The sequence below is a fragment of the Brevundimonas halotolerans genome (assembly GCF_003730275.1).
Taxonomy (GTDB): domain Bacteria; phylum Pseudomonadota; class Alphaproteobacteria; order Caulobacterales; family Caulobacteraceae; genus Brevundimonas; species Brevundimonas halotolerans.
Genome location: NZ_QTTA01000008.1, coordinates 16,440 through 40,714, shown reverse-complemented (window position 1 = coordinate 40,714; position 24,275 = coordinate 16,440). Strand labels below are relative to the sequence as shown.

Sequence of the window (24,275 nt, the reverse complement as noted above, 5' to 3'; positions counted from 1 at the left end):
CCGAGCGCTTCATCCAGACCACGCTGCGTGAATGGGCTTACGCCAGACCCTATGGCTCATCGGACGAGCGCGCCGCAGCCATCAAACCCTGGACCGAAAACTACAACCTGCGCCGACCACACTCCGGCATCAAAGGCCTCACCCCTTGGTCAAGGGTGAACAACCTTCTTGGAAACGACAGCTAGGCCGCTGTCTTCACAGCTGCGCCATGTCCAGCACGAAGCGGTAGCGTACGTCTGACTTCTCCATCCGGGCATAGGCTTCGTTGATCTGTGACGGGGCGATCACCTCGATGTCGCAGGCCAGCCCGTGCTCGGCGCAGAAGTCCAGCATCTCCTGCGTCTCGCGGATGCCGCCGATCAACGATCCGGCCACGGAGCGACGGCGCCACAACAGACCCATGGCGTAAACCGGCAGGCCCTCGGTGGTCAGGCCCAGCATGACCATGGTCCCGTCCCGGGCCAGCAGCTGAACGTGGCTGGCGATCTCATGCGTGGCCGAGACCGTATTGATAATCAGGTCGAACTTTTCGGCCGCGGCCGCCATTGCCGCCTTGTCGGAGTTGATCAGGAAATGTTTGGCGCCCATGCGTTCGGCGTCGGCCTTCTTGCGGTCCGAGGTCGACAGGACGGTGACCTCCGCCCCCATCGCCGCCGCCTGTTTGACCGCCATATGGCCAAGACCACCGAGGCCGATCACAGCCACCTTCGAACCGGGCCCGACCTTCCAGTGGCGCAGCGGCGAATAGGTCGTGATGCCGGCGCACAGCAAGGGTGCTGCGGCGTCCAGCGGGATGCTGTCGGGGATGGTCACGACATAGTTCTGATCGACTGTGATCCGGTCGGAATAGCCGCCCTGGGTGACCTTTTGCCCGACCTCGGCGCCCTTGGGATCCGGCGAGCCATAGGTCTGGGTCATGCCGGGCACGCAATACTGTTCCTCGCCGTCGAGGCAGGGCTGGCACTGCCGGCAGCTGTCGACCATGCAGCCGACACCGACCCGGTCGCCTTCCTTGAAGCGCGAGACGTTCGATCCGACCGCGGTCACCACCCCGGCAATCTCGTGACCCGGCACGATCGGATAGCGGGTGTTGCCCAGGTCATTGTGGGCGATGTGCAGATCCGAGTGGCAGACGCCGCAGTATTTGATCTCGATGGCCACATCGTCCGGGCCCGGATCGCGCCGGTCAAAGCCGTACGGCTCCAGCGGCTTGTCGGCGGCGACGGCGGCAAAGGCGCGGGTGGCGATGGGCATCGGGCGTATCCTTCAAAGAGTATCAGATGCAGGTGCGTATGACGGGCGGCAAGCGCAAGGTTACCACTCGTTTCGACCATCGACATGACGGACCGGCACGGCGGCCAGATCCAGCCCTTCGAACAGGCGGGCATTCAGGACCACGCGGACGGGGCGGGCCTCGCCGGCGTCGGTCGTCCAGGCCGGGGCCTCGGAATGGACAGCGCAGCCACAGGTCGCGCAGTGGTAAAAGGTCATCATCCGGTCGCCCCATTCGTAGGCGGTCAGGGTTCCGGGCGTCAGTTCCAGATCGACCACGCCCGGAGCGTAGTAGGCGGCCTGCGTGCCCCGCTTGGTGCAGGTGGTGCAGGTGCAGTCGGTGACAGAGTCCGGTGCGGGTGCCGTAAACCGCTGCGCCCCGCAGTGACAGCTTCCCTTCAGTTGAGGCGCTGTCATCCCACCCACTCGATCAGGGCCATGGCCGCCGCCGGATTCCTCACCTTGGCGCCCGCGATCATATAGGCGAACACATCGCCGCGTTTGGCCCAGCCGCGCAGGCGGTCGGCGGTGGCATTCAGCTCGGCATCCGACATGCCGGTCGGCTCATCCTCGCGACTCGACATCAGGCGGGCGTAGGCAAAGTCGGCGGTGGGCTGGTCGATACGCGGCCATTCCGGCGCCTCGTCATCCTCGGCATAGACGATGGCACAGCCGTATTTCGCCGCGAGGTCGTAGAATTTTTGCGTGTCGAAGGTCGGGTTGCGAACCTCCAGCGCGTGACGCAGCCGAACCCCGTCCTTTTCCTTCGGCAGCAGCTTGAGGAAGCCTTCGAAATCGACCGGATCGAACTTCTTGGTGGCCATGAACTGCCAGTTGATCGGCCCCAGCTTGTCCCCCAGCGCCGTCAGGCCCTGATCGAGGAACCGGTCAAAGCTGTCCTTGCCCTCGCTGAGCACCTTGCGATTGGTGCAATAGCGACTGGCCTTGACGGCAAAGACGAACCCGTCCGGCGTCTCATCGCGCCACTTCATCCAGCTGTCGGGCTTGAAGGTGGAATAGTAGGTGCCGTTGATCTCGATGGAGGTCAGCTTGCCGGCCGCATATTCCAGCTCGCGCTTCTGGACCAGGCCCTCGGGATAAAAGACCCCGCGCCACGGCTCATAGGTCCAGCCGCCGATGCCGATGTGGATATTGCCGGTCATGCCCATTCCCTGCTTGCCATTGCCGAGATGAGACATCCTCGGCGGACAAGGAGCAAGCCGAAACGTCGACGCCCCTACTGCGCGGGCGCTTGATCCGTCTCCGGGGTGGCGGCGGGCGAGCCGCCCGGCGAGGCTTCGGGCACGGGCTGAAGTTCGGCAGGCACCGGACGGCCCTCAGCCTGATCCTCGACGGCATCCAGGCCCGGCTGGCTGGCCATGACCATGACCATGATGGCATAGATGATCAGGATGAGGGTGATCGAGACCACCAGCACGACCACGATCCGAAGGCCGCTGCGACCCTGTTTGGTTCGCTGGGCATCGACGACGGGGCCATCGGACTCGCGGGCGTCGGCGTCAGAGGGCTCTTCGCCGGGGCGGACATCGGTGGGTTCTTCGGGGGGACGGTTTTCGGTGTTCATGCGAGAGGAACCCGCAAGCGCCACCGTTGTTCCGCGCCGCGACGGCCTGCCGCAACCTCAGTAGGCGTAGTCCGAATAGAGCCGCCGGACATCACCGCCCCAGGGCCCATGGTACAGGTCCAGCAGGCGCTCGGCCGGGGTGATGCCGCTGTCGGCCGTGTCTTCCAGCTCCGACAGATAGCCGCGCTCATCGACCATGCCGCCCGAGAAGCGCGCGCGGTTCTTCAGGCCCTGACGGGCGATGGCGACCATGTCGACGGCGACGTCGCGCAGGGACCGCCCGCCGATCTCGGCCCGCAGGCCCAGCCGCGTCACCTCGCGGCGCAGTCGCTCGTGATCCTCGATCTGCCAGTCCTTGCAGAGGTCCCAGGCGGCGGCCAGCGACGGTGCGTCATAGAAGATGCCCGCCCATAGCGCCGGCAGGGCACAGATGCGGCTCCACGGACCGCCGTCGGCGCCGCGCATCTCCAGATACTGTTTCAACCGCACCTCGGGAAACAGGGTGGTCAGATGATCGGCCCAGTCCTTGGCCGTCGCCCGGTCGCCCGGCAGCGCGTCCAGTTTGCCGTCGGCGAAGGCCCGGAACGACTGGCCCGACAGGTCGACATAGCGCTCGCCCCGCTTGGCGAAATACATCGGCACATCCAGCGCATAGTCGACATAGGTCTCAAAGCCGAAGCCATCGGCAAAGACAAAATCCAGCATGCCGGTGCGGTCGGGATCGGTGTCGGTCCAGACATTGGCCCGCGCGGTCAGAAAGCCGTTGGGACGACCTTCCGTGAACGGAGAGTTGGCGAACAGGGCGGTGGCCACCGGCTGCAGCGCCAGGGAGGTGCGGAACTTCATCACCATGTCGGCTTCGGAGTCGAAGTCCAGATTGGCCTGGATGGTGCAGGTGCGCAGCATCATGTCGAGGCCCAACTGACCCCGCTTCGGCATATAGGCGCGCATGATGTCATAACGGCCCTTGGGCATGATCGGCACATCCTCGCGCGACCACAGCGGATCAAAGCCCGATCCGAGAAAGCCCAGCCCCAGTTCGTCGGCCACCATCTTGACCTCGACCAGATGCTGGCCGGTCTCGGAACAGATGTCGTGAATGTCCTTCAGCGGCGCCCCCGACAGCTCGAACTGGCCGCCGGGTTCCAGACTGATGGAGGCCGTAAAGCCCTCGGCATTCTTACGCTCGAGGGCGATGACGTGACCGGCCTCCTCGACCGGGCTCCAGCCGAACCGCTGCAGCCCCTCCAGCATGGCGCGGATGCCGGACGGCCCGTCATAGGCGGGGCGCCGCAGACTGCCCTTGTCGAAGCCGAACTTCTCGTGCTCGGTGCCGATCCGCCACTGGTCTTTCGGCTTGATCCCTTTCGACAGCGCCCCGACCAGGGCCTCGCGGGTCAGCGGTGCAGCGTCAGACATCGAAGGGGCCCCTTGTTCGTCTGGCCAATTGGGCAGTCCGGGGGACGGGCACAAGTGGCCTCACCGCTCCCAGTCGCCCAGGGTCGCCTGCCACAGGGCCAGCGCTGTGACTGCGGCAGTGTCGGCCCGCAGCACCCGGGGCCCCAGCGACACGGCGGTGGCATACGGCAGGGCTAATAGTCGCTCGCGCTCGTCTGGCGAAAACCCGCCTTCTGGCCCGATCAGAATCCCCCAGCCCGCTCCGCCCGCCTTTGGCAGGGCCGTCAACGCCGGCGGGCCGCCCGTCTCGTCACAGAACATCAGGCGGCGGTCCGGGTCCCACCCATCCAGCAGGGCGTCCAGGGGCTCGGACACGACGATCTCCGGCACATCCATTCGCCCGGTCTGCTCGGCGGATTCGACCGCGATGGTGTCCAGCCGGTCCAACCGGATCGTTTGCGGCTGGGTGCGCGCCGTGCGGACCAGCCGGATGCGCCGCACGCCCAGTTCGGTGGCTTTCTCGACCGCAAACTCCAGCGGGCTCTTTTTCACCACAGCCAGGATCAGCTCGACATCGGGTGGCAGTATCTGGTCGCGCACCCGTTCATCGGCCTTCAGCAGGCACCCGCGCTTCAGCACCTCGGCCACCGAACAGCGCCACTCGCCATCGCGGCCATTGAAGACGAGCAGGTCGTCGCCCGCTTTCAGCCGCATGACCTGGGTCAGATAGCGTGACTGGTCCAGCGTCGGAGCAACCGCAGCGCCGGCGGCCAGAGGCTGGGGGATATACAATCGGATCATGGAGGAACGATGCCAGAAGCCGCATGGACTTGCATCCCTCTGCCACCTGGGTCCACTGGATGCATGGCAATATCTAAAAAGGCCTACAAGGCAGAGCTTCACACCCTCCAGATCGCCCTGGTCGAGAGCCAGGCCCGGCTGATCGCTCAAGGTCGCAAGGTCCTGATCCTGTTCGAGGGCCGCGACACGGCGGGCAAGGACGGGTCGATCAAGCGCGTCACCGAATATATGGCCCCCCGCCATACCCGGGTCATCTCCCTGCCCAAGCCCAGCGACCGCGAGCTGAGCCAGTGGTATTTCCAGCGCTATGTCGCCCACCTGCCGGCGGCCGGTGAGATCGTGATCTTCAACCGGTCCTGGTATAATCGGGCCGGGGTCGAGGTGGTGATGGGCTTCTCGTCCCTTGAGGAACAGTCCGACTTCATCCGCGACGTCCCGGCGTTCGAGGCCATGCTGACCGAGGCCGGCATCGTCCCGATCAAGATCTGGCTGGATATCTCCAAGGAGGAACAGGCCCGCAGGCTCGAGGCCCGGGTCGAGGACCCGCTGAAACACTTCAAGACCTCACCGCTGGACGGGGAGGCCCAGAAGCGCTGGCACGCCTATACGGAGGCGCGCGACAGCATGCTGCTGCGCAGCCACAGCACGCACGCCCCCTGGCTGATCGTGGCCACCGACAACAAGAAACAGGCCCGCCTGAACGTCATGCGTCATCTGGTGGAGCGGCTGGCGGTCCGGAACCTCAGCGTTGACACCCGTGCGATCGACCCGGACATCGCCTTCATGTTCGAGCCCGAGGCCCTGATCGACGGCCGTATGGCGCGGTAGGGGCGGTCAGCCGACCTCGAGGCAATCGATATCATCGCCCAGGCCCATGGTCCTTATCGGCAGCACATGGTTGCGGATGAGGTTCTCGACGTAGGCTGTCGGGCGATTGCCGCATCGAAGCCACACGACCTTTGGTGGAGAGCCCTTCAACGCCGACAGTTCCGCAAAGTCGGCGTCCAGAGTGACGATGCAGAACCCGTCTTTGCCGGCGTATTCCCAGATCATGGTGTCGTCAGACTGATCAAGACCCACCAGTCGGACCTGGCTGGAACCGGGGAAGATGTCCAAAAGCGCTGAAGGCAGCCGATGGCTCAGGTTCTGATCGAACAGCAGCCTCACGCCGCAGCTATGGCGGTCCGACGTTGACGGTCGGCGGCATAGGCGAGCACGGCCCGGATGTCTTCTTCGGTCAACTCGGGGAAGTCGGCGATAATCTGAGCATGGGTCATGCCCTCGGCCAGCCAGCCCAGAACATCTTCAGCCGCGATACGCATGCCCCGCACGCAGGGACGCCCGCCCCGCTTGCCAGGCTCAATCGTGATACGGTCGCGCCAGTCGATCATGGGAACAATCTACCACGGGCTCTGACGACGCGGTAGGGGCGCCCCCTACAGCGTCCGGGCGATCAGCAGCTTCATGATCTCGTTGGTCCCGCCATAGATGCGCTGGACGCGGGCGTCCTTGTACAGCTGGGCGATCGGATATTCGTTCATATAGCCATAGCCGCCGTGCAGCTGCAGCATCTCGTCGATGGTCTCGCCCTGGATGTCGGTCACCCAGTATTTGGCCATGGAGGCGGTCGCGGCATCCAGCTTGCCCTTGAGGTGCAGGCCCATGCAGTGGTCGACGAACACCTTGGCGACCGTCAGCTTGGTCTTGACCTCGGCCAGCTTGAACTGGGTGTTCTGGAAGTCGATGACCCGCTTGCCGAAGGCCTTGCGCTCCTTGACGTAGGCGATGGTCTCCGACAACCCGCGCTCGGCTGCGGCCACGCCCTGGACGGCGATGTTCAGACGCTCCTGCGGCAGCTGCTGCATCAGCTGGACAAAGCCCTGCCCTTCGACACCGCCGATGATGTTCTCGCCGGGAACCTTGACGTCATTGAAGAACAGCTCGGAGGTGTCGTTCCCCTCCATGCCGATCTTGTGGAGGTTCCGGCCGCGCTCAAAGCCCTCGGCCCCGTCGGTCTCGACGATGATCAGGCTGGTGCCCTTGGCACCCTCGGCCGGATCGGTCTTAGCCACCACGATGATGAAGTTCGCCAGCTGGCCGTTGGTGATGAAGGTCTTGGAGCCGTTCACCACATACTGGTTGCCCTGCTTGATGGCGGTGGTCTTGATCCCCTGCAGGTCAGAGCCTGCGCCCGGCTCGGTCATGGCGATGGCGCCGACCAACTCACCGGACTGCAACTTGGGCAGCCAGCGGGCCTTTTGCTCGTCGGTGCCATAGTGCCAGATGTAGGGGGCGACGATGGCGTTGTGCAGCGAGATGCCGAAATGGTCCGCGCCCTTCCAGCCCAGCTGGCGCATCAGCACAACCTCGTGGCGATAGTCGCCACCCATGCCGCCGTCTTCTTCCGGCATCGACAGACCCAGCAGACCCGCCTCCCCCGCCTGGGTCCACAGCTCGCGCGGGACCGAGGAGTTGGCGATCCACTCCTGCACCTTCTCCGGCGGCGCATGCTCGTCGATCCACTTGCCGACGGAGTCGGAGAAGAGGGTGATCTCCTCGTCCTGCATGAAATCGGGGTCGGGGGCGTTGAGGGGGGATGTCATGGGCCACTTACCTGTCTCCCTCCCCTTGATGGGGAGGGTGGTCGCGAAGCGACCGGGTGGGGAATGGGGGTGTGGCGCTCAGCCCCACCCTGCCCGGCATCAATGCCGGGCATCCCTCCCCATGAAGGGGAGGGAGACTATGGATCAGAACGCCTCCGCCGGCATGGCCATCAGCACGTCGGCGCCCGTCTTCAGCTTGGCCAGGTGCGAACCGGCGTCCGGCAGGATGCGCTCGACGAAATAACGGCCGGTCTGCAGCTTGGTGACATAGAAGGGATCCTCCGAGCCACCATCGATGGCCTTTTGCGCGGCGATCGCCATCTGCGCCCAGACATAGGCCATGGCCGTCAGGCCGAAGATGTGCAGATAGTCGGTCGAGGCCGCACCGGCATTGTCCGGGTTCTGCATGCCGTTCTGCATCAGCCACATGGTGGCCTCCTGCAGCTTCTTCTTGGAGTCCGACAGGCCGTCGATGAAGGGCTTGATAGCCTCATTGCCGCTATTGTCCGAGACGAAGGCGTCGATGTCGGCGAACCAGCTCATGATGGCCCGGCCGCCGTTGGCCGGCAGTTTGCGTCCGACCAGATCCAGCGCCTGGACGCCGTTGGTGCCCTCATAGATCAGGGTAATGCGCGCATCGCGCAGATACTGGCTGGCGGGGAAGTGTTCGGTATAGCCCGAGCCGCCGTGGACCTGCATGGCCAGCGAGGCCACGTGGAAGCCGCGGTCGGTCAGGAAGGCCTTCACCACCGGGGTGATCAGGCCCATGTAGTCGCGGGCTTTTTGCGCCGTCGCCTCATCATCCGACTTCTGCAGGTCGGCCTGCAGCGCGGTCCACAGGATGAAGGCCTGGCCGCCTTCGACATAGGCTTTGGACTCCAGCAGCATGCGCCGCACATCGGGGTGGACGATGATCGGATCGGCCGGGCCGTCGGCGTTCTTGGGCCCAGTCAAGGAGCGGCCCTGCAGGCGGTCCCTGGCGAACTCGACGGCGGCCTGATAGGCGGCGGTGCCGATCGAATGGCCCTGCAGGCCGGTGCCCAGACGCGCCTCGTTCATCATGACGAACATGGCCGCCATGCCCTTGTTCTCGGTCCCGACCAGCCAGCCCTTCGCATTCTCATACGACATGACGCAGGTGGCATTGCCGTGAATGCCCATCTTGTGCTCGAGGCCCGCGCACTGGGCGCCCTCGTTGCGGTCACCCAGCGAGCCGTCTTCGTTGACGAACACCTTGGGCACGACGAACAGGCTGATGCCCTTGATGCCCGCCGGGGCGCCCTCGATACGGGCCAGCACCAGATGGATGATGTTGTCGGTAAAGTCGTGCTCGCCCGACGAGATCCAGATCTTCTGGCCGGTGATGTTGTAGCTGCCGTCGCCGTTCGGCACCGCCTTGGTGCGGATCAGGCCCAGATCCGTGCCGCACTGGGGCTCGGTCAGGTTCATGGTGCCGCCCCATTCGCCGGTCGCCAGCTTGGGACAATAGATTGCCTTCAGCTCATCCGAGGCATTGGCGTGCAGCGCCTCGTAACAGCCGTGGGTCAGGCCCGGATACATGGAGAAGGCCGGCGAGGCCGCGGCCGTGAACTGGCCGAACGCCATGCCAACGATGGCCGGCATGCCCTGACCGCCGTGCGCGGGGTCGGAGCTGAGACCGGGCCAGCCGGCCTCGACCATCTGCTGATAGGCCTCTTTCCAGCCGGTCGGGCCGGTGACCTTGCCGTTGTCCCATTTGCAGCCTTCCTGATCGCCCACCTTGTTCAGCGGAGCGATGACTTCCTCGGCGAATTTGGCGCCCTCTTCCAGAATCTGCTGCACCAGATCCGAGCTGACCTCGGCAAAGCCGGGCTGGTTGGAATAGCGGTCGATCTCCAGCACTTCGTTCAGAATAAAGGTCAGGTCGCGGACAGGTGCCTTGTAGGCCATGGGTCAGACTCTCGACTTCTGGGAATGGGACAGGGGGGAATGCAGGACGTGCACCGGCGGCGCATGCCCATGATCCGGATTGAGCCGCGCCTTCAGCAGGTCGGCATACTCTTCGGCACCGGGCAGCAGGTCCGGCCGGTGCTGACCCAGCCGCTGCTCCATGACGCGACAGGCTTCTTCCGCCGTGGCGATGGCGTCGTCCAGATCCTGTCGCTGAAGCTTCAGCGCCTCGATCTGGGCCCGATGGCGGCGCAGGGCCACGGCCATCTGGTGGACGTTGTGATCATTGTGGTCGTACAGATCCAGCATCTCCTGGATCTCCTGCAGCGAGAAGCCGATGCGGCGTCCCCGCAGGATCAGCTTCAACCGCGCCCGGTCGCGCGCCGAATAGACGCGGGTCTGGCCCTTGCGCGCGGGGGTCAGCAGGCCCTTGTCTTCATAGAAGCGCAGGGCCCGCGCCGTCGCCCCGAATTCGCGGCACAGCTGGCGGATGGAATAGGTGCGATGATCGTCAGCACTGGCCATGCGTCCGTCATAACTTGACGCGCACGTAAAGGGAAGCTTTTTTGATGACGCGACGTCATGTCAACGACCGGGGCACGGCGAAAGGCGACCTTCCGCAAAAGATCTGCCCCGCCTGTGCACGGCCCTTCAGTTGGCGCCGCAAGTGGGCGCGCGACTGGGATCAGGTGAAATACTGCTCGAACAATTGCCGGGCGAAGGGTGGTTAGCGGCGCAGGCAGGCCTCGCGCAGGCGGAACCACAGCACCGGGGCGGTCACCGCCAGCAGCGCCAGATTGACGACCGAATGGCCGATGTCGCCGCTCACCGCATGCACGCCCAGCATGACGGTCTGCAACACCAGCAGGCCGGCGGCCGCCACGATCAGCAGCGGACGGCCGATCTTCCAGCTGATCAGGGGTGTGAGCAGCATGACGGCCAGCACGATCTCGGCCAGGCCGACGCCGCGCACCAGATCGACCGGCACATGTTGCGGCCAGCCCATCAGGGCGGTCAGGGTCGAGACCGGCTCGGTCAGCTTGGCATAGCCCGCAGCGATGAAGAACATCGCCACCCAGCCCTGCAGCGTCCACAGGGTCAGGTTCAGATAGCTGGCGTTAAGGCGCGCGCGGGCGGTGGGATGGGTCTGGGAGTGCACGGTGTGGGACCCGGGGAGGGGCTTCGTTTTATTGGTAACAGTGGCGATGTCGGAACGGCGAGCCTGTCCCGCAAGGGTACGAAGCGTGAGCGTAACCATCCGTGATCGCCTTCTGCGCCGGGTCCACGGCCAAAGCGTGGCCGTATCCATACGGATGTGTAACCCCGGCAGGCTTTATGGCCCGTTAAACCTGTTGGCGCGCGTCCCGCACTGCCGCCAGCCGTTCCAGCTTGGCGTGGAAGGGGGCCCAGTCGTCGGCGCGGTCAATCGCGGCCCAGATAGTCTCGACCTCGTCGATCAGCATTTCTTCGGGCTCCACCCCCGCAAAGACGGGATGCTCCAGCCGCTCGGGCCGGTCCGGTTCATGCTCGAACAGGGCAAAGCGGAAGGCGTCGAAGGTCTCACCCTGATAGAGCCGCGCCCGCGGCCCCCGAAGCGCCCGCTCGGACGAGGAGAAGCCGCCGAACCAGTCGTGGAACAGGGGCTCCCAACGCAGCGCCTCGCCGCTTTCCCGCAGAAGGGCCAGGGTGGTGTCGACCAGCCTCTGATCCGCCGCCTCACCCAGCGATCTCACCCCCAGCCGCTCCAGAAACGCCGCGCGCAGTTCGGTGATATAGCGGGGCCCGAAGCCGTTCAGGGCTTCGGTGAGGGCGCCGACGTCGGCGATCGGCTTCAACGCTCCGCCCAGCTGCGTCAGGGCCCAGAACACGGCCTCGGGCTGGCGGGCAAAGGCATAGAGGCCGAACTGGTCGAAATAGGCGGCGGTAAAGCCGGGCTCATAGTGGGGCAGGAAGCGCCAGGGGCCATAGTCGAAGCTCTCGCCCGTCACATTCAGGTTGTCGGTGTTCAGCACCCCGTGGACAAAGCCCGCCGCCACCCAGCGGGCCGTCAGCCGGGCCGAGGCCGCGACAATCGCCGCCATCAGCCCGGGCACATCTCCCACTGCGACCGACGGGTGGTAGAGCGCCCGCGCATGCTCGGCCAGGGCCGCCGTGAGGTCAGGCCGCTCAAGATACGCCGTCCGCTGGAAGGTGCCGAACCGGACGTGGCTGTGCGACAGCCGTACCAGCACCGCTGAACGGGTCGGCGACGGCTCATCGCCCCGCTCCAGCGCCTCGCCGGTCTCGATCAGCGACAGGGCACGGCTGGTCGGCACGCCCTGGGCCTCCAGCATGGCCGCCGCCAGCACCTCGCGCACCCCGCCCTTCAGCGTCAACCGTCCGTCCGCCCCCCGAGACCAAGGCGTCTGGCCGGAACCTTTCGTGCCAAGATCAAGCAGCCGTCCCTGGTCGTCGCGAAGCTGCGCCGCCAGAAACCCCCGACCGTCGCCGAGGTCCGGATTGTAGGTCCGGAACTGGTGCCCGTGATAGCGCATCGCCACGGGCCCGGGCTGTCCCGGCAGCGGCTCGAAGCGGCCGAAATGGGCGATCCATTCGGCGTCGGTCAGTGTGTCCAGCCCGACCGTCGCGGCCGCCCGGTCATTGCGGACCCTCAGCCGGGTCTCGGGAAAATCGGCGGGCAGGACGGCGTCGCCATAGTCCTCCCCGAGATCGAAGAAGCGGGGTTCGGGGCGGTAGGTGGGGGACGTCGGCATCGGCGACAGATGCGCACTCGGGGGCGCGCCTGCAATGGTGAATGTCTAGTCGTCGCGTGAGGACTCGGCGCCGCGGAAGGTCGCCCAGTCGTCCCCCGTCGGCGGGGCGGGCAGCCCCTCCGGAATGCCGTCCGCGGGGTTGGGGTCGATGGAATGCCCCTGACGATGCAGATGGGCCTTGGCGATCATATTGGCCGAGATCGGGGCGGTCAGCAGCAGGAAGATGGTGATCAGCATCTCATGCGCCGACCAGGGCTGGCCCGACGCCGGGAAATAGATCATCGAGGCGATCAGGCAGGCGCCGACGCCCAGCGTACTGGCCTTGGTCGGTCCGTGCAGCCGGGTCATCAAAGACGGCAGCCGCGCCAGACCCCACGACCCGACCAGAATGAAGATCCCGCCCATGACCAGCAGGATGGCGATGGCGATTTCCGCGACCGGATTCATTCGACGATGTCCCCCCGCAGCAGGAATTTGCAGTAGGCGACCGTGCCGACGAAGGCGACCATGGCCAGCAGCAGGGCGGCCTCGAAATAGGTCTGGGTCGCCTCGGCCACGCCGAACACCACGATCAGGGCGATGACATTGATGGTCAGGGTGTCGACCGACAGGATGCGGTCGCCCAGCGTCGGCCCGCGCAGCAGCCGGAAAAGGCTGAGCAGCATCGCCAGGCTGACGCAGGCGAGGGCGAACCCCAGGGCCCAGGGCAGGATCGAACCGGTCATCGGAACACCTTCATCAGACGGGTCTCATAGCGTTGCTTGATGCGCGCGACCTCGGCGGCCGGATCGGCCACGTCCAGCGCATGCACCAGCAGGGCCCGGCCATCGGACGAGATGTCACTGCTGACCGTCCCGGGCGTCAGGCTGATGGTGCCCGCCAGAACGGTGATGGCCTCGGCCGAGCGCAGCTCGGTCGGGATCACCAGCCAGCAAGAGCGCAGGTCGCGGTTGCGGCGCGTCAGGATGATCCAAGCGATCTCGAAATTGGCGACGATGACGTCGAAGATGACGATCAGCAGATAGGCCAGGGCATCGCGGCCGAAGCGAACCTTCGGCCGTTCCGGCCAGAAGCGGCTGGTGACCAGCGGCACCACGACACCGAACACCAGCGCGAGGAACAGGGCGCCAAACCCAAGCTCGTTCACCAGCAACATCCAGACGATCACCAGCAGGACGCTGAGCGCCGGGTGGGGCAACAGACGGCGGATCATCGGCGACCTCCCGCCGTCGGGCCAAGCACGGCATCAATATATTGCTGCGGGTCGAACAGCTGGGCGGCGGTCGCCCCGGTATAGGCCGTCACCGGGCCGCCGAGCACAGTCAGCGCTGCCAGCAAAGCCAGCAGGCCGCCGGCCACGCCTGCGCCGCCCCACCGGCCCCGGAGGGCGCGCACGGGGATGGTCCCCTCGACCGAGGCGCTCTTCCAGAAGATGCGGCTGCCCGCGCGGGCAAAGGCCAGCACGCCGATCAGGGTGGTGATCAGGATTGTCGCCCAGATCCAGGCCGCTTCCGGCGCCGCCCGCACCCCGTCGAGGATCAGCAGCTTGCCGATGAAGCCCGAGAGCGGCGGCAGGCCGACGATGCCGATAGCCGACAGGAAGAACAGCCCCGACAGAAGCTCCGACTGGCAGAAGCGCGGGGCGACGGTCAGGGCGTCGCCGTGCGCGCCGCGCCGTTTGGCGATCATGTCGACCACCAGGAACAGGGCGGCCCCCGCGAGCGTCGAATGCACCGCATAATAGAGGGCCGGCCCCATGGCTTCGACCCGGAAGACCGAGACCGCGCTCAGCAGCACCCCCATCGATCCGCCCACCGACCAGGCGGCCATGTCGCGCAGGGTGCGGGCCGCGAACAGGCCGATGAAGCCGATGGCGGTGGTGACGATGGCCGCGGGCAGCATCCAGTCTCCGGTCAGCCAGGCCAGCGTGCCGGCGTCCTCGCCAAAGATTAGTGTGCCCGTGCGGATCAGGGCATAGGCCCCGACCTTGGTCATGATGGCGAACAGGGCGGCCACGGTGGCGGTTGTCGCTGCATAGGCTCCGGGCAGCCAGAAATGCAGCGGCACCAGCGCAGCCTTCAGGGCGAACACCACCGTCAGCACAAGCGCTGCGGCCGCGATCAGTCCCTGATCACCGGGCGAGGCCTCAGACACCCGGACCGCCATATCGGCCATGTTGAGCGTGCCGGTGACGCCGTACAGCAGGCCGACGCCCATCAGAAACAGCGTCGAGCCGACCAGATTGATCACCACATACTGCACCCCGGCCTTCAGCCGCGCGGCGCCCTGCCCGTGCAGCAAGAGACCATAGGAGGCGATCAGCAGCACTTCGAAGAAGACGAACAGGTTGAACAGGTCGCCCGTCAGGAAGGCCCCGTTCAGACCCAGCAGCTGGAATTGGAACAGCGGGTGGAAATGCCAGCCCTTGCGATCCGCGCCGGTCACCACGGCATAGCTTATCACCGCCAGCGCCAGAACGGACGTCAGCAGCAACATCATCGCCGACAACCGGTCCAGAACCAGAACGATCCCGAATGGCGCGCGCCAATTGCCCAAGGCATAGCTTTCCACCGCGCCGCTCGAAGCGTGCATCGTCAGGCTGGCAGCAATGCCGACCAGCGCCAGGCAGGATCCCAGCGACACCAGACGCGAAGCGTCCAGCCGATGCCGGAGCAACAGCAGAGTCAGCGACCCCAGCACGGCGGGCAGGATCAGGGCAGCAACGATCAGATGGGGGACGTGGGCGCTCACGGCTGCGCCTCCCCGTCTTTGTGGCCATCGACCTGATCGGTGCCGGTCTCGAGATAGGTCCGGAGCGCGAGGATGACGACAAAGGCCGTCATGCCAAAGGCGATGACGATGGCCGTCAGCACCAGGGCCTGGGGCAGCGGGTCGGTATAGGCCTCGGCCGCCTTGTCGTAGATGGGGGGCTGGTCGATCACCAGCCGCCCCATGGCGAACAGGAACAGGTTGATCGCATAGGACAGGAAGGCCAGTCCCAGCACGACCGGGAAGGTCCGGCCCCGCAGCACCAGATAGACCCCGGCGGCAGTCAGCACGGCGATGGCCGAGGCGACGAGCAGTTCCATCGTCATTGGTCGGCCTTCGTCGCGGCGGCCGCATCATCGCGGCCGGGGTTGATGTCCATGGCGGTCTCGGTCTCGGGCTGCGGCTCCTTCTCGGCGCGCTCGGCGACCTGCGACAGCTGGGCCAGCGCCAGCATGACCGCGCCGATCACCGTCAGCGCCACCCCGATGTCGAACAATATGGCGGTGGCCAGTTCAAACTCGCCGATCAGGGGCAGGCTGAAATAGTCAAAGGCGCTGGTCAGGAAGGGCGCGCCGAACGCCAGCGACCCCAGACCGGTCAGGGCTGCGACCAGCACCCCTGCCCCGATCATCGAGTGGTGGTCGGCATGTAGCCTCTGGTCGGCAAAGGCAAAGCCCGAAGCCATGTACTGCATCAGTATGGCCACCGCGACGACCAGGCCGGCGATGAAGCCCCCGCCGGGCTGATTGTGCCCGCGCAGGAAGATGTAGAGCGCCACCATCACCGCCAGCGGCAACACCAGCCGGGTGGCCACCACCAGCATCATCGGGTGGTGTTCGGGCGAGCGCACGGTGTCGGGCTTCCATGCCGCCAGGCGCTTGCCACTGGCCCCGGTCTCGACCCGCTCCAGCAGGGCGAAGATGCCCAGCGCGGCGATGCCCAGCACGATGATCTCGCCGAAGGTGTCAAACCCGCGGAAGTCGACCAGAATGACGTTGACGACATTAGTGCCGCCTCCGCCGGAATAGGCATTCTCCCAGAAATAGCCCGAGATGCTGTCCAAGGGCCGGGTCATGATGGCCCAGGCGGCCCCGCCGACGCCCAGACCGGCGGCCACTGCCACCCCGCCGTCGCGGATCTTGCGCCACGGCCGGCTTTCGACCGGCGTCTGTTTGGGCAACAGGTTCAGCGCCAGCAGCATCAGCAGGATGGTCACCACCTCGACCGAGATCTGGGTCAGGGCCAGATCGGGGGCCGACAGATGGACAAAGGCCAGCGAGATGATCAGTCCGACGATGCCGATGTAGATCAGCGAGATGTAGCGGGCCTTGTGGGTCAGGACGACCATGGCAGTCGCCGCGACCAGGGCGATCCAGCCGACCACGGCGGCCGGTGAAGCGGGAACGCCGGGCCGTTCACCCGGGACGTAGCCGGCCGAAAGGAAGCCGGCGAACCCCACCACCACGGCGGTACCTATGAGCGCCGCCATGCCCCGTTGCAACGAGCCGTTCTGCAAAAGGTCCGTACCCCGGCGGGCTATCCGGACGGCGCCGCGGACCGAGGCGTCAAACATGGCCTTGGCCTCGGGCAGCCCCGCGCCCTGCCACAGGCGGTCCAGCCGCCGGTGCCCCATCAGCAGGGCGGCCCCGAGCGCGATCGCGATGGCGCTCATGAACAGCGCCGGGGTCACGCCATGCCACAGGGCCAGATGCTCCGGCTCGGCCGCACCATTGGTCACCGCACCCGCTACCAGATTGACCAACGGCCCGGCAACGAGGGCGGGGGCCAGCCCGATCGCGATGACCAGCGCCACCAGCACGGCGGGCGGACCCCACAGGCCGATGCCCGGGTCATGCGGCGACTTCGGATAATCGTCGCGCCGCTTTCCTAAATAGACATGCACGATGTAGCGCAGCGAATAGGCCACCGAGAGGGTCGCCCCCAGCGTCGCCAGCACCGGAAACACCCAGGCCTGACCCAGCCAGACGGTATCGGCGGCCTCGTACAGCATCATTTCCTTGGAGATGAAGCCGTTCAGCGGCGGCACCCCCGCCATCGACAGGCCAGCAACCAACGCCAGCGTCCCGGCGATCGGCATCAGGCCAAACAGCCCGCCCAGCCGCTTGATGTCGCGCGTCCCGGCCTCGTGGTCGACGATGCCGGCGTTCAGGAACAGCGCAGCCTTGAAGGTCGCGTGATTGATGATGTGGAACACCCCGACCAGCGCCGCCATGGGCGTGCCGATCCCGAACAGCATGGTCAGAAAGCCCAGGTGGCTGATGGTCGAATAGGCCAGCAGCCCCTTCAGATCGTCCTTGAACAGGGCCACGCAGGCGGCAAACACCATGGTCACCAGACCCGTGGTCGCCACGATCAGGAACCAGGCATCGGTCCCGGCCAGCACCGGCCACAGCCGCGCCAGCATGAAGACCCCGGCCTTCACCATGGTCGCCGAATGCAGATAGGCGCTGACCGGCGTCGGGGCCGCCATGGCGTGCGGCAGCCAGAAATGGAACGGGAATTGCGCCGACTTGGTGAAACAACCCCCGAGGATCAGCAGCAGGGCCGGCAGATACAGCGGCGAGGCCTGGATCACATCCTTTTGCTGCAGGATCACGGTCAGGTCGTAGGAACCGGCAATACTGCCGAGGATCAGCAAGCCGCCGATCAGGGCCAGACCGCCACCCCCGGTGACGAACAGCGCCATCCGCGCACCCTGACGGGCCTCGGCCGAATGCCGCCAGAAGCCAATCAGCAGGAAGGAGGACAGGCTGGTCAGCTCCCAGAAGATCAGCAGCAGCAGCACATTGTCCGACAGGACAATGCCCAGCATCGCCCCCTGGAACAGCAGCAGATAGGTGAAGAACCGGCCCATCGGGTCAGCCGCCGCGAGATAGAAGCGCGCATAGATGATGATCAGCAGGCCGATGCCGAGGATCATGCCCGCGAACATCAGCCCCAGCGGATCGAGGAACAGGCTGGCGTTCAGGCCGAGGGCGGGAATCCACGGAACGCTCGCCGTGAACACCTCACCCCTCATGACGCCGGGAACCATGCTGCCCAATACGATCAGGGCGGACAGGGTGACCGCCCCGGCGGCAAGGGCGCAGGCATTCCGGCCGAACCGGATGGCCAGGGCGGGTGCCAGGGCCCCCAACAGGGGCAGAAGGGCGAGCAGAAACAGCAAGGATCGGCCTCGGAAGCGGGGGTCAGGCGGGGCGCGGGCCGTCCTTGTAGAGGCTGGCCGTCCGAATTTCTCCCCCGCTGCAAAAAAATGTCGCACCCCGGCCGCATCTGCGCCGCACTCGGGGTGCCCGCCACTGAGGGCGATCCGGGCCGGGGCGCAGGATTTTGCCCCGCGCAGCACCGGATACTGTCGACGATTGGACGAATATTGACGTAACGTCATCCCTTTCTGTCGCTTTTGCGTCACAGTTCAGTCCACCACGGGCCTGAATTCAGGCCCTGACGGGGCCCGCTGCTTGTGACTGGCCCGTGCTTGGATTACGCCAAGTGCTGGAGGATCCACGCCCCGACAGAAGGGCAGGTCCACGGGATCAGGAAACGGCTCGGCGGCCAAACAGTGCTGTCGAGCATCAAGCCGGGAGCCATCATGCGACTCACTACCCTTCTTCGTACCACCGCGTCCGCCGCTGTTGTCGGTGCCGTGACCTTCGGCTTTGCCGGAATCGCCTCGGCCCAGGAAACCTCGGTCGACGACATCATCGTCACGGCCCAGAAGCGCGAGCAGAACCTGCAGGACGTGCCGATCGTGGTCACGACCCTCTCGCAGGAAACCCTGCAGGACGCGGGCGTCAGCGACATCAAGGATCTGCAGATCCTGACCCCCGGCATGACGGTCACCTCGACGTCGTCGGAAACCTCGACCACCGCCCGTATCCGCGGCGTCGGCACGGTCGGTGACAACCCCGGCCTGGAAAGCTCGGTCGGCGTCGTGATCGACGGCGTCTATCGCTCGCGGAACTCGGTCGGCTTCGGCGATCTGGGCGAACTGCAGCGGATCGAAGTGCTGAAGGGCCCGCAAGGCACCCTGTTCGGCAAGAACACCTCGGCCGGCGTCATCAACATCATCACCGAGCAACCCTCGTTCACGCCCGGCTATAATGCCGAGGTGACCGTCGGCAACTACGGCGCTGTCGCGCTGAACGGATCAGTCACCGGACCGCTCAGCGACACCCTGGCCATGCGTCTGTACGCCGGCATCAGCGAGCGCGATGGTCTCTATGACGTCGACACCGGCGACGGCCCGCGCACCCAGACCGACGACGCCAACAAGAACTACTGGACCGTCCGGGGCCAGCTGCTGTGGCTGCCCAGCGACACGGCGTCGTTCCGCTTCATCGCCGACTACACCAAGCGTGATGAGTACTGCTGCGTCGGCGTGCAAACCCGCGTCGGCCCGACCTTCCCGTTCGTGGACGGCCTCTCGACCGGAACGGGTCAGGCCCCGCCGGCGACCGGCTTTGGTCCCGTGCCGTTCTCGCGCCTCGCCTATTCCAACCGTGGCACCGGCCAGCGCATCGAGGATCGCGGCGTCTCGCTGGAAGCCAATTTCGACATGCCGTCGATGAACGCCACCCTGACGTCGCTGACGTCGTGGCGGAACTGGACCGGCGACCAGGGCCAGGACATCGACTACACTGGCGCCGACATCGCCTATCGCTTCGACAACGGCGAATACGGCTATGGCGTCGAGAACCTGACCCAGGAATTCCGCCTGGCCGGCGCGACCGACCGTCTCGACTGGCTGGTCGGCTTCTTCGCCACCCAGGAAGACATTTCGCGGAACGACGCCTGGAACTATGGCGCCGACTACACGCCCTTCCTGTCCTTCCTGCTCACCGCCCGCCTAAACGGCGCCAACCCCGCCTGGGCTATCAGCCCCGGAAGCATTGGCTGCTTCACTCGTGTCGGCCAGACGGTCCCCGGCCTGAACAACTGCCTGACCACCGGCGGCGCGGCTAACGGCGGCGGCATCGGCTTTACGCTTGGCGCGGGTTATGCCGACACCTACGAGCAGGAATCGACCTCGATCGCCCTGTTCACCAACAACACCTTCCGCGTCACCGACCAGTTCGATATCACCCTGGGCCTGCGCTACACGATGGACGAAAAGTCCGTCGTCGGTCAGCAGATGAACGTCAACGGCAACGGCAACACCTGTAACGCAGCGCTCGCCAACGCCGCGGCCATCGGCGGCTTGCTCGGCGCCAGCGCGCCGGCCATCCTTGGCAACTTCTGCCTGCCCTGGTCGAACTCGGCGTTCAACAACCGGTCGGTGTCGGAATCCTTCGACGACAGCGAGCTGAGCGGCACGATCAAGGCCTCCTACCGCCTGAACGACTCGGTCATGACCTATGTGTCGTACGCCCGCGGCTACAAGAGCTTCGGCTACAACCTGGACCGCGTGCAGTCGGGCATCACGCCGACGGCCAGCCTGTTGTTTCCGTCGGAAGTGGTCGACAGCTATGAAGCCGGCGTCAAGATGACCCTGCTGAACCGCTCGCTGCTGCTGAACGCCACCTACTTCGACCAGACGTTCGAGGACTTCCAGCTCAACACCTTCCTCGGCACCGCCTTCGTGGTGGAGTCGATCCCCGAGCTGACCTCGCGCGGTGTCGACGCCGACTTCCTGTGGTTCACCCCGATCGAGGGCCTCAGCCTGTCGGGCGGCGTGACCTACACCGAAGCCGAGTATGGCAACTTCGTCGCCGCCGACCTGGCCAACCCGGCGAACTTCCCGCAGCTGTCCCTGCTGCCGGGCGCCACGGCCTCGTTTGCTCCGGAATGGTCGGGCTCGGCCTCGCTGAACTTCGACCGCAGCCTCGGCAACGGTCTGCGCGGCGGCTTCGCCCTGTCGGCCAAATATATGAGCGAGTACAACACCGGTTCGGATCTGCTGCCTTCCAAGCAGCAGGACGCCTTCACCATGGTGAACGGCCGGATCTCGATCGGCACGGAAGACGAGCGCTGGATGCTGGACATCTGGGCCCAGAACCTGACCGACGAGGAATACATCCAGGTGGCCTATAACGCTCCGCTGCAAGGCTCTGCGTTCCAGTCGACCGTCCAGCCCAACGGGACTTTCTACAACCCCGCCCTGGACACCCAGACAATCGATGCCTTCCTGGGTGCACCGCGCACCTATGGTCTGACCCTGCGCGTCCGCTATTGATCTGACGGGGCCTCTTCGGAGGCCCCCGACGGTCCCTCGTGGATCCCAATAAGGAACCGGCCGGAGAGCGATCTCCGGCCGGTTTTCTTATGTGCGAAAGTGCGGCGTGATCAGTCGACGCAGATGGCCGCCGTCGCTCGCCCGTTCTCGACCCGGGTATAGCAGCCAAAGCGGTTGGAATCGGCCGTGCACTGGCCCTCGACGGCGCGACCGTCCTCGACGATCACGCTGCCAGGCACGCGGCACTCGCCCTGACACTGGGCGGCATCGGTGCAGGTCTGGCCCGCGTCAGAATACGGGATCACGCATTGCAGGCTCTGCATCCGCCCGACCCGCTGCATCTTGCCGCCCTGCGCTGAACAGTCGGCCTCCGCCCGCTGTTCAGGGGTGACCCCGCCTCCGAAACAGGACGACAGCCCCATTCCCAGCATCAGCGCTCCCATCATCGAAGCCACGCGGATCATGCTCACTCTCCCTTGGTGTCAGACCCGGCCCTTGTCGAAGCCGGACCAGCAGTCATCATAGTCGAGTTGCATCAAAGGCGTGGTTTGAGCCCATTTCGTGACCCTAATGGGGGCGCGGGTCTCGAACATGAAGGCCAGGGTTCCCTCGATCCTGTGTGGCTTCAGCTCAGCCTTGATCGCGGCGTCATAGGTGGCCTGATCCGGGCCGTGGCCACTCATCCGGTTGTGCAGCGACGCCCCACCCGGCGCAAAGCCATCGGCCTTGGCGTCATAGGCGCCCGTGACCAGCCCCATGAACTCGCTCATCACGTTCCGGTGGAACCACGGCGGGCGGAAAGTGTCCTCGGCCACCATCCAGCGCGGCGGGAAGATGACAAAGTCGCAGTTGGCCACACCCGGCGTGTCCGACGGGCTGGTCAGGACGGTGAAGATCGAAGGATCGGGGTGGTCGAAACTGACCGTATTGATCGTGTTGAACCGGGCCGTGTCGTAGCGGCAGGGGGCGTAGTTGCCGTGCCAGGCCACCACATCCAGCGGGCTGTGATCAAAGGTCGTGGTCCACAGCTGGCCCCCGTATTTCTGGATGCACTCGGTCGGCCGATCGACATCCTCAAAGGTCGCCACCGGCGTCTCGAAGTCGCGCGGATTGGCCAGGCCATTGGCCCCGATCGGCCCCAGATCTGGAATGCGGAAGGCCGCGCCATAGTTCTCGCAGACATAGCCCCGTGACGGACCGTCCACCTCGACCCGGAACCGCACCCCACGCGGGATCAGCACGATGTGACCCGGCTGGGCTTCTAGCACCCCGAACTCGGTCACAAACCGGTGTGCGCCCTGCTGCGGCACGATCAGCAGCTCGCCATCAGCGGAGTAGAAGACCCGGTCAGTCATCGACCGGTTGGCGGCATACAGGTGTATGCCCACACCGGCGTCGGCATCGGCGTCGCCGTTGCCGGCATATGTGACCAGCCCCTCGACCCAGTCGGTCGGCGCCTCCGGCACCGGCAGGGGGTTCCAGCGCATGCGATTGGGGTTGGGCGGCACCTCGTCGAACGGTCCGGACCGGACCAGTCCCCCATCCATCGGTTGATAGGCCGGATGCTGGGCCGACGGCCGCAGGCGATACAGCCAGCTGCGGCGGTTCTCGGTGCGCGGGGCGGTAAAGGCCGTACCCGACAGCTGCTCGGCATACAGGCCCAGCGGCGTCTTCTGCGGCGAATTCCGACCGACCGGCAGGGCACCGGCCACCGCCTCGGTCGAGAAGTGGTTGCCAAAGCCGGGCATATAGGCGGGCGCGTTGGATCGCGTCATGGTGCGTGTCTCCCTGTGCAGGAGATTTAGCCCCGCTGGGACGACCCCGCTACCCCGTGCGGCAATCGGATCAGAACCCCTGCGTGCGCGCCACCGCATCCTGGTGGAAACCGGCATCGCCGAGCAGTTCGTTCAGCACCCGCACCCGCTTCATGAACAGGCCGACGTCATACTCATCGGTCATGCCGACACCGCCGTGCATCTGCACCGACTCCTGCACCGCCAGTTCGGCGACCCGCCCGGCCTTGGCCTTGGCGACAGCTACGGCCAGCGGCGCGGCTGCATCGCCCGCGTCCAGTTTCTGCAGGGCACCCAGCGTCGCCGCCCGGGCGATCTCGATCTCGCTGAACAGATGGGCCGCGCGGTGCTGCAGGGCCTGGAACTCGCCGATGGCCCGGCCGAACTGTTTGCGGGTCTTCAGATACTCCATCGTGATCAGGAAGGCCTGATCCCCGGCCCCCGTCAGGCTGGACGCCGCGCAGGCCCGGCCCAGATTGAGCGCCCCCTCGAGCAGACCCTCGCAGCCGTCGACTGTGCCGATCACCGCATCCGCATCGACCTGGACATCGCTCAGGGTGATGCGCGCGGCATTGTGGGCGTCGACCATCATGGTCCGCTCGACCTCCATCCCCGCCGTCTTCGGATCGACCAGGAACAGGGTCAGCCCGTTCTCGGTCAGGGCCACGACGATCACGGCATCGGCCACATGGCCGTCCAGCACCATGGCCTTGGATCCGTTCAGCCGGAAGCCATTGCCTGACCGCTCGGCCGTCGTCGTGATCTTTCCCGGCGCATGTTTGGCGCCTTCGTCGACGGCCAGTGAGACGATCGCCTCGCCCGCCGCAATCTTCGGCAGCCAGGCGGCCTGTTGCGCCTCTGACCCGCCCTCGACCAGAACCCGCGCCGACAGCACGGCCGATCCCATGAAGGGCGAAGGGGTCAGGGTGCGGCCCAGACTCTCGGCCACCACCCCAGCCTCGACGGCGCCAAGTCCGGCACCACCATGCGCTTCCGGAATGATCACCCCGGCAAGCCCCATTTCGCCAAAGGCGCGCCACAGCTCGCGCGACACACCGTCGGCATCGCGACTGTCGCGCAGCTTGCGCAGGTGCGCCAGCGGGGCATTTTCATTCAGGAACCCGTCAGCGGCCTCCTTCAGCATGGTCTGTTCTTCGGTCAGGATCAGCGGCATGG

General features: G+C 65.8%; 26 protein-coding genes. 4 read left to right on the top strand and 22 right to left on the bottom strand.

What is annotated here, in order from left to right; genetic code table 11:
• On the top strand, positions 1 to 185 hold a 185-nt coding region (locus EG854_RS03060; RefSeq protein ID WP_164461801.1), incomplete at its 5' end, for an integrase core domain-containing protein.
• Between the two features lie 10 nt (positions 186 to 195).
• On the opposite strand, the gene EG854_RS03055 is transcribed toward EG854_RS03060, so the two are convergent.
• From EG854_RS03055 to EG854_RS03030, 6 genes are all read right to left on the bottom strand, one after another.
• On the bottom strand, positions 196 to 1,254 hold the full coding sequence (locus EG854_RS03055; RefSeq protein WP_123286266.1) for an NAD(P)-dependent alcohol dehydrogenase: 1,059 nt from the start codon (positions 1,252 to 1,254) through the stop codon (positions 196 to 198).
• Positions 1,255 to 1,314: 60 nt separating this feature from the next.
• A complete protein-coding gene (locus tag EG854_RS13060) occupies positions 1,315 to 1,689 on the bottom strand; it encodes a GFA family protein (RefSeq protein ID WP_164461799.1) in 375 nt (124 codons plus the stop codon).
• Entirely contained in the window at positions 1,686 to 2,435 is a 750-nt protein-coding gene (locus EG854_RS03045) for a DUF72 domain-containing protein (protein ID WP_241153104.1), read from the bottom strand. Before EG854_RS03045 ends, EG854_RS13060 begins: the two co-directional genes overlap by 4 nt.
• 74 nt (positions 2,436 to 2,509) lie before the next feature.
• Entirely contained in the window at positions 2,510 to 2,857 is a 348-nt protein-coding gene (locus EG854_RS03040) for a hypothetical protein (protein ID WP_123286263.1), read from the bottom strand.
• Positions 2,858 to 2,914: 57 nt separating this feature from the next.
• Positions 2,915 to 4,276, bottom strand: a complete 1,362-nt coding sequence (locus tag EG854_RS03035) for a glutamate--cysteine ligase (RefSeq protein ID WP_123286262.1) — start codon at positions 4,274 to 4,276, stop codon at positions 2,915 to 2,917.
• A 60-nt stretch (positions 4,277 to 4,336) separates the two neighbouring features.
• Positions 4,337 to 5,056 carry a 16S rRNA (uracil(1498)-N(3))-methyltransferase gene (locus EG854_RS03030; RefSeq protein ID WP_123286261.1) on the bottom strand — a complete coding sequence of 240 codons (720 nt, stop codon included), beginning with the start codon at positions 5,054 to 5,056 and terminating at the stop codon, positions 4,337 to 4,339.
• A 69-nt stretch (positions 5,057 to 5,125) separates the two neighbouring features.
• Here EG854_RS03030 and ppk2 point away from each other — a divergent pair, with 69 nt between their 5' ends.
• Positions 5,126 to 5,884, top strand: coding sequence for a polyphosphate kinase 2 (gene ppk2, locus EG854_RS03025; RefSeq protein ID WP_375782310.1), 759 nt, complete (start codon positions 5,126 to 5,128; stop codon positions 5,882 to 5,884).
• A gap of 6 nt (positions 5,885 to 5,890) precedes the next feature.
• On the opposite strand, the gene EG854_RS03020 is transcribed toward ppk2, so the two are convergent.
• The 5 genes from EG854_RS03020 to EG854_RS03000 form a co-directional block, all read right to left on the bottom strand.
• Positions 5,891 to 6,223: a DUF5615 family PIN-like protein gene (locus EG854_RS03020; protein WP_123286259.1), complete on the bottom strand. Its 333-nt coding sequence runs from the start codon at positions 6,221 to 6,223 to the stop codon at positions 5,891 to 5,893.
• Positions 6,220 to 6,447, bottom strand: coding sequence for a DUF433 domain-containing protein (locus EG854_RS03015; protein ID WP_206423371.1), 228 nt, complete (start codon positions 6,445 to 6,447; stop codon positions 6,220 to 6,222). Before EG854_RS03015 ends, EG854_RS03020 begins: the two co-directional genes overlap by 4 nt.
• A 45-nt stretch (positions 6,448 to 6,492) precedes the next feature.
• On the bottom strand, positions 6,493 to 7,659 hold the full coding sequence (locus tag EG854_RS03010) for an acyl-CoA dehydrogenase family protein (RefSeq protein ID WP_123286258.1): 1,167 nt from the start codon (positions 7,657 to 7,659) through the stop codon (positions 6,493 to 6,495).
• 144 nt (positions 7,660 to 7,803) lie between these two features.
• Positions 7,804 to 9,588, bottom strand: a complete 1,785-nt coding sequence (locus tag EG854_RS03005; RefSeq protein ID WP_123286257.1) for an acyl-CoA dehydrogenase C-terminal domain-containing protein — start codon at positions 9,586 to 9,588, stop codon at positions 7,804 to 7,806.
• Between the two features lie 3 nt (positions 9,589 to 9,591).
• On the bottom strand, positions 9,592 to 10,113 hold the full coding sequence (locus tag EG854_RS03000) for a MerR family transcriptional regulator (RefSeq protein WP_123286256.1): 522 nt from the start codon (positions 10,111 to 10,113) through the stop codon (positions 9,592 to 9,594).
• A 44-nt stretch (positions 10,114 to 10,157) separates the two neighbouring features.
• Between EG854_RS03000 and EG854_RS02995 the strand changes: the two genes are divergently transcribed.
• A complete protein-coding gene (locus EG854_RS02995; protein ID WP_123286255.1) occupies positions 10,158 to 10,319 on the top strand; it encodes a DUF2256 domain-containing protein in 162 nt (53 codons plus the stop codon).
• Here EG854_RS02995 and EG854_RS02990 read toward each other — a convergent pair.
• The 8 genes from EG854_RS02990 to EG854_RS02955 all read right to left on the bottom strand — a co-directional run bounded on the left by EG854_RS02990 (position 10,316) and on the right by EG854_RS02955 (position 18,297).
• On the bottom strand, positions 10,316 to 10,747 hold the full coding sequence (locus EG854_RS02990) for a DoxX family protein (RefSeq protein ID WP_241153103.1): 432 nt from the start codon (positions 10,745 to 10,747) through the stop codon (positions 10,316 to 10,318). The genes EG854_RS02995 and EG854_RS02990 overlap by 4 nt on opposite strands.
• A 184-nt stretch (positions 10,748 to 10,931) precedes the next feature.
• On the bottom strand, positions 10,932 to 12,341 hold the full coding sequence (locus tag EG854_RS02985) for a protein adenylyltransferase SelO (protein ID WP_123286253.1): 1,410 nt from the start codon (positions 12,339 to 12,341) through the stop codon (positions 10,932 to 10,934).
• A gap of 45 nt (positions 12,342 to 12,386) precedes the next feature.
• Positions 12,387 to 12,788 carry a Na+/H+ antiporter subunit G gene (locus tag EG854_RS02980; RefSeq protein ID WP_123286252.1) on the bottom strand — a complete coding sequence of 134 codons (402 nt, stop codon included), beginning with the start codon at positions 12,786 to 12,788 and terminating at the stop codon, positions 12,387 to 12,389.
• Positions 12,785 to 13,066: a K+/H+ antiporter subunit F gene (locus tag EG854_RS02975; protein WP_123286251.1), complete on the bottom strand. Its 282-nt coding sequence runs from the start codon at positions 13,064 to 13,066 to the stop codon at positions 12,785 to 12,787. The genes EG854_RS02980 and EG854_RS02975 overlap by 4 nt, the downstream gene beginning before the upstream one ends.
• Positions 13,063 to 13,554, bottom strand: coding sequence for a Na+/H+ antiporter subunit E (locus EG854_RS02970; protein ID WP_123286250.1), 492 nt, complete (start codon positions 13,552 to 13,554; stop codon positions 13,063 to 13,065). Before EG854_RS02970 ends, EG854_RS02975 begins: the two co-directional genes overlap by 4 nt.
• On the bottom strand, positions 13,551 to 15,092 hold the full coding sequence (locus EG854_RS02965) for a monovalent cation/H+ antiporter subunit D (RefSeq protein ID WP_123286249.1): 1,542 nt from the start codon (positions 15,090 to 15,092) through the stop codon (positions 13,551 to 13,553). The genes EG854_RS02970 and EG854_RS02965 overlap by 4 nt, the downstream gene beginning before the upstream one ends.
• On the bottom strand, positions 15,089 to 15,436 hold the full coding sequence (locus tag EG854_RS02960) for a Na+/H+ antiporter subunit C (RefSeq protein ID WP_277424043.1): 348 nt from the start codon (positions 15,434 to 15,436) through the stop codon (positions 15,089 to 15,091). Before EG854_RS02960 ends, EG854_RS02965 begins: the two co-directional genes overlap by 4 nt.
• Positions 15,433 to 18,297, bottom strand: coding sequence for a monovalent cation/H+ antiporter subunit A (locus tag EG854_RS02955; RefSeq protein ID WP_206423370.1), 2,865 nt, complete (start codon positions 18,295 to 18,297; stop codon positions 15,433 to 15,435). The genes EG854_RS02960 and EG854_RS02955 overlap by 4 nt, the downstream gene beginning before the upstream one ends.
• A gap of 426 nt (positions 18,298 to 18,723) precedes the next feature.
• On the opposite strand from EG854_RS02955, the gene EG854_RS02950 reads away from it, so the two are divergent.
• Positions 18,724 to 21,306, top strand: coding sequence for a TonB-dependent receptor (locus EG854_RS02950; protein ID WP_123286268.1), 2,583 nt, complete (start codon positions 18,724 to 18,726; stop codon positions 21,304 to 21,306).
• Between the two features lie 110 nt (positions 21,307 to 21,416).
• Here the strand turns inward: EG854_RS02950 and EG854_RS02945 are convergent, their stop codons facing one another.
• From EG854_RS02945 to EG854_RS02935, 3 genes are all read right to left on the bottom strand, one after another.
• Positions 21,417 to 21,770, bottom strand: a complete 354-nt coding sequence (locus EG854_RS02945; RefSeq protein ID WP_123286246.1) for a hypothetical protein — start codon at positions 21,768 to 21,770, stop codon at positions 21,417 to 21,419.
• An 18-nt stretch (positions 21,771 to 21,788) separates the two neighbouring features.
• Positions 21,789 to 23,081 (bottom strand): homogentisate 1,2-dioxygenase, encoded by a 1,293-nt coding sequence (gene hmgA, locus EG854_RS02940; RefSeq protein ID WP_183211119.1) that lies wholly within the window; start codon positions 23,079 to 23,081, stop codon positions 21,789 to 21,791.
• A 70-nt stretch (positions 23,082 to 23,151) separates the two neighbouring features.
• A complete protein-coding gene (locus tag EG854_RS02935) occupies positions 23,152 to 24,273 on the bottom strand; it encodes an acyl-CoA dehydrogenase family protein (RefSeq protein WP_123286244.1) in 1,122 nt (373 codons plus the stop codon).
• Between the last annotated feature and the right edge of the window lie 2 nt (positions 24,274 to 24,275).

Coding starts and splice junctions, on each gene's coding strand:
- EG854_RS03055 (WP_123286266.1), bottom strand. CDS start 1,254: ATGCCCATCGCCACCCGCGCCTTTGCCGCCGTCGCCGCCGACAAGCCG.
- EG854_RS13060 (WP_164461799.1), bottom strand. CDS start 1,689: ATGACAGCGCCTCAACTGAAGGGAAGCTGTCACTGCGGGGCGCAGCGG.
- EG854_RS03045 (WP_241153104.1), bottom strand. CDS start 2,435: ATGACCGGCAATATCCACATCGGCATCGGCGGCTGGACCTATGAGCCG.
- EG854_RS03040 (WP_123286263.1), bottom strand. CDS start 2,857: ATGAACACCGAAAACCGTCCCCCCGAAGAACCCACCGATGTCCGCCCC.
- EG854_RS03035 (WP_123286262.1), bottom strand. CDS start 4,276: ATGTCTGACGCTGCACCGCTGACCCGCGAGGCCCTGGTCGGGGCGCTG.
- EG854_RS03030 (WP_123286261.1), bottom strand. CDS start 5,056: ATGATCCGATTGTATATCCCCCAGCCTCTGGCCGCCGGCGCTGCGGTT.
- EG854_RS03015 (WP_206423371.1), bottom strand. CDS start 6,447: ATGATCGACTGGCGCGACCGTATCACGATTGAGCCTGGCAAGCGGGGC.
- EG854_RS03010 (WP_123286258.1), bottom strand. CDS start 7,659: ATGACATCCCCCCTCAACGCCCCCGACCCCGATTTCATGCAGGACGAG.
- EG854_RS03005 (WP_123286257.1), bottom strand. CDS start 9,588: ATGGCCTACAAGGCACCTGTCCGCGACCTGACCTTTATTCTGAACGAA.
- EG854_RS03000 (WP_123286256.1), bottom strand. CDS start 10,113: ATGGCCAGTGCTGACGATCATCGCACCTATTCCATCCGCCAGCTGTGC.
- EG854_RS02995 (WP_123286255.1), top strand. CDS start 10,158: ATGACGCGACGTCATGTCAACGACCGGGGCACGGCGAAAGGCGACCTT.
- EG854_RS02985 (WP_123286253.1), bottom strand. CDS start 12,341: ATGCCGACGTCCCCCACCTACCGCCCCGAACCCCGCTTCTTCGATCTC.
- EG854_RS02980 (WP_123286252.1), bottom strand. CDS start 12,788: ATGAATCCGGTCGCGGAAATCGCCATCGCCATCCTGCTGGTCATGGGC.
- EG854_RS02975 (WP_123286251.1), bottom strand. CDS start 13,066: ATGACCGGTTCGATCCTGCCCTGGGCCCTGGGGTTCGCCCTCGCCTGC.
- EG854_RS02970 (WP_123286250.1), bottom strand. CDS start 13,554: ATGATCCGCCGTCTGTTGCCCCACCCGGCGCTCAGCGTCCTGCTGGTG.
- EG854_RS02960 (WP_277424043.1), bottom strand. CDS start 15,436: ATGACGATGGAACTGCTCGTCGCCTCGGCCATCGCCGTGCTGACTGCC.
- EG854_RS02950 (WP_123286268.1), top strand. CDS start 18,724: ATGCGACTCACTACCCTTCTTCGTACCACCGCGTCCGCCGCTGTTGTC.
- EG854_RS02945 (WP_123286246.1), bottom strand. CDS start 21,770: ATGATCCGCGTGGCTTCGATGATGGGAGCGCTGATGCTGGGAATGGGG.
- hmgA (WP_183211119.1), bottom strand. CDS start 23,081: ATGACGCGATCCAACGCGCCCGCCTATATGCCCGGCTTTGGCAACCAC.
- EG854_RS02935 (WP_123286244.1), bottom strand. CDS start 24,273: ATGCCGCTGATCCTGACCGAAGAACAGACCATGCTGAAGGAGGCCGCT.